This is a genomic window from Roseisolibacter sp. H3M3-2, assembly GCF_029211165.1.
GTDB lineage: Bacteria > Gemmatimonadota > Gemmatimonadetes > Gemmatimonadales > Gemmatimonadaceae > Roseisolibacter.
The window spans coordinates 1-2,912 of record NZ_JARGEK010000487.1; the positions used below are offsets into that span (position 1 = coordinate 1).

At 78.6% G+C, this 2,912-nt stretch carries 3 protein-coding genes and 1 pseudogene; 1 reads left to right on the top strand and 3 read right to left on the bottom strand.

Going from position 1 to position 2,912, the window contains the following annotated elements; all coding sequences use genetic code 11:
* Nucleotides 1-463, top strand: a pseudogene (locus PYV61_RS23400) (hypothetical protein); the annotation flags it as partial.
* Here the strand turns inward: PYV61_RS23400 and PYV61_RS23405 are convergent.
* From PYV61_RS23405 to PYV61_RS23415, 3 genes are all read right to left on the bottom strand, one after another.
* On the bottom strand, nt 444-866 hold the full coding sequence (locus PYV61_RS23405) for a cupin domain-containing protein (RefSeq protein WP_275836244.1): 423 nt from the start codon (nt 864-866) through the stop codon (nt 444-446). The pseudogene PYV61_RS23400 and the gene PYV61_RS23405 sit on opposite strands and share 20 nt — an antisense overlap.
* A gap of 42 nt (nt 867-908) precedes the next feature.
* On the bottom strand, nt 909-1,922 hold the full coding sequence (locus tag PYV61_RS23410) for a hypothetical protein (RefSeq protein ID WP_275836246.1): 1,014 nt from the start codon (nt 1,920-1,922) through the stop codon (nt 909-911).
* The coding region (locus PYV61_RS23415; RefSeq protein WP_275836248.1) for a hypothetical protein at nt 1,919-2,912 on the bottom strand (994 nt) is incomplete at its 5' end. The genes PYV61_RS23415 and PYV61_RS23410, both read right to left, overlap by 4 nt.

Sequence of the window (2,912 nt, forward strand, 5' to 3'; positions counted from 1 at the left end):
GGCTGGGGCGAGCGCAGCCCGCGATCGCGGCGGCCGGCTGAGCGCGCCGGCGGGGCTCACCTTCCACCGGCCGGACGCCGCCCCCGAGACGCTCCCCGACCACGCGCGCCTGGGGCTCGCGTTCGCCGCCGCGCTCGCGCGGACCGACGCCGCCGAGGCGCGGGCGCTGCTCGCGCCGGCGCTGGCCGCGCGGTGGACGGCCGAGGCGCTGCAGGACGCGTTCGACGCGATGCTGGCGCGCGACCGCGAGGCGGGGCCGGTGGCGCCGCCGCGCGTGTTCGTGGGGAGCACCGACCCGATGGACGGGTGGCCGCACCGCCGCCCGGAGCACGCCGGGTGGGCGTACGTCGCGGTCGAGGGGACGGACGCCGACGGCTGCGCCTACTCCGAGGCCGTGTCGGTCGAGGTCGTGCGCGTCGGCGCCGAGCTGCGCGTCGCCGACGTCAGCTGGGGACGTCCCTGACCGCGGGCGACCCCGCCGGCGGGTCGACGAACTCGGTCGCCGCGGCGAGCCGCTCGACGCAGGCGTTCACCACGCGCCCGAGCGCGCGCGTGCGGTGCACGACGCCGGCGGGGACGGTCGCGGCCCGCCACGGCGTGAGCGTGACCGTCGTGCCGTCGGCGAGGTCGATGGCCAGCGTCCCCTCGACGACGAGGAACAGCTCGTCGGAGTGCGGGTGCCGGTGCCACGGGTACTCGCCCTCGAACGCGGCGAGGCGCAGGCAGCCGTCGTTCACGCGGCCGACGACGGCGTTGCGGTAGGGCACCGCCCACGACGCGGCGGTCGCCGCGAGGTCGACGACGGTCAGCGGCGGGAAGGCGACCGGCTCGGCGGCGTACGCCTCGGGCGAAGGGACGTCGGGCATGGCGGCGATGAGGTGGGCGGCGCGCGTGCGAGTGTAGCGCCGTCAGCGCGACGGCGGGAGCGCGCCGAGCGCGCGCAGGTCGACCGCGTACAGGTTGCCGTTGCCGTTGAGCGGGCCGCGCAGCCCCGCCGCCAGCTCGGCGTGCGTGAGGCGCGCGCCCGCGGGGCGCCCGAGCGCGAAGTGGCGCTCGCTCGTGAAGAGCAGCGTGCGCCCGTCGGGCGCCAGCCGCGGCGAGTAGTCGCGCGCCGCCGTGTTGACCGCGGGGCCGAGGCTCACCGGCTCCCCCCACCCGCCGTCGGGGCGTCGGTGCGCGACGTAGAGGTCGAAGTGCCCGCGCCCGCCCGCGCGCTCGTAGGCCGCGAACAGCAGGAAGCTCTGGTCGGGGGCGACCAGCGGCTCCGCCTCGAGCCCCGGCGTGTCCACCGGCGCGCCGATCGGCACCGGCGTCTCGTAGCCGCCGTCGGGGCGCCGCCGCGCGACGAACAGCTCCATCCCCGGGTGCTCGCGCCGCTCGGCGGCGAAGTACAGCGTGCCGTCGGCGGCCTCGGAGGCGAAGTGCTCGGGGAGGCGGCCGGTGACCGGGTCGGAGTTGATCGGCGCCGGGAGCCGGCGCGGCGCGCCCCACGCGCCGCCCGCGCCGCGCTCGACCATCCACAGGTCGGGGTTCGCCGGCGTCGCCAGCCGCCCGTCGACGCCGCGGTCGGAGACGAAGTACAGCCGCCGCCCGTCGGGGGAGAGCACGGGGTCGTAGTTGCGCGCGACGTCGGAGAAGGCGACGACCTCGGGCTCGCCCCACCGCGCGCCGTCGCGGCGCGACGCGACGATCGCGTAGGCGTACGAGCGCGGCACGCTGATCGAGAGGTACAGCTCCCGCCCGTCCGGGGTGAGCGCGCCGCCGAACTCGTTCATCTCGGTCGCGAGCGCGCCGCCGAGCATGACCGGGGTCGCGCCCGCGGGGAGCGGCGGCGCGCCCGGCGTCGCGGCGGGCGGCGCGTCGGCGCGCGACAGGGGTGCGCACGCCGTCACCAGGAGCGCGACGACGGCGCGCGCCCTCACGGCGACGCCGCCAGCGCGCGCGCGTCGACCTCGTACACGTTCCCCTGCCCGTTCTCGACGCCCCGCACCCCGCGGCGGTGCTCGCGGTACGACACGCGGCGGCCGAAGGGGAGCATCGCGAACCCGCGCTCGCTCGTGAACAGCAGCCGCGCGCCGTCGGGGGTGAAGCGCGGGCTCGACTCGGCGGCCGGCGAGTTGATCCCGTCGGCGAGGCGCCGCGGCGCCGACCAGCGGTCCCCCTCGCGCCGCGCGACGTACAGGTCGCCGCGCGCGTACGGCATCCCGTCGTGCAGCCGCTCGTCGGCGCGGCCGGTGGACGAGAACACGAGCGTCGCGCCGTCGGGGGAGATCGCGGGGTGCGCGTCGACCGGGCGCGCGTTGATCGCCGAGTCGAGGCGCACCGGCGCGTCGTGGCCCGCCGCCGTCGGCGCCGCGCGGTACAGGTCGACGCCGCGGCTGCCCGGGCGCGTGGAGGCGAAGTACAGCGTCCCCGCGCGGTCGACGGTCGGGTGCAACTCGTCGCCCGGCGAGTTCACGGTGCCGCCGACGGGGCGCGGCTCTCCCCACCCGTCGGCCGTGCGCTCGACGACCCACAGGTCGTGGTCGCCCCTCGGCGCGCCGTCGGCGCGGCGCGTGGAGGCGAAGTAGAGGCGGCGCCCGTCCGGCGACAGGAACGGGTCGGCGTCGCTCGCCGCGCCGCCGGAGAACTCCGCCACCTCGGGCTCCGTCCAGCGCCCGTCCACGAGGCGCGACACGCAGATCACCGAGAAGTAGCCGACGGGCGGGCGCTTGGCGAAGTAGAGCGTGCGGCCGTCCGGGGCGACGGTCGCCGCGCTCTCGTACGCGGGCGTCGACACCGTCCCCTCGCCGACGAGGCGCACGTCGGCGCGGCGCGCGTGCGCGGCGGCCAGCAGCGGCGCGAGCGCCAGGAGCGTGCGGCGGAGGGAAGGCGGCGGCGTCATGCGCGCACGGTGCGGGCGCGCGCCGGCG

Bases quoted from the DNA above. Each gene is read 5' to 3' on its own strand.
- PYV61_RS23405 (WP_275836244.1), bottom strand. From the start codon at position 866: ATGCCCGACGTCCCTTCGCCCGAGGCGTACGCCGCCGAGCCGGTCGCC.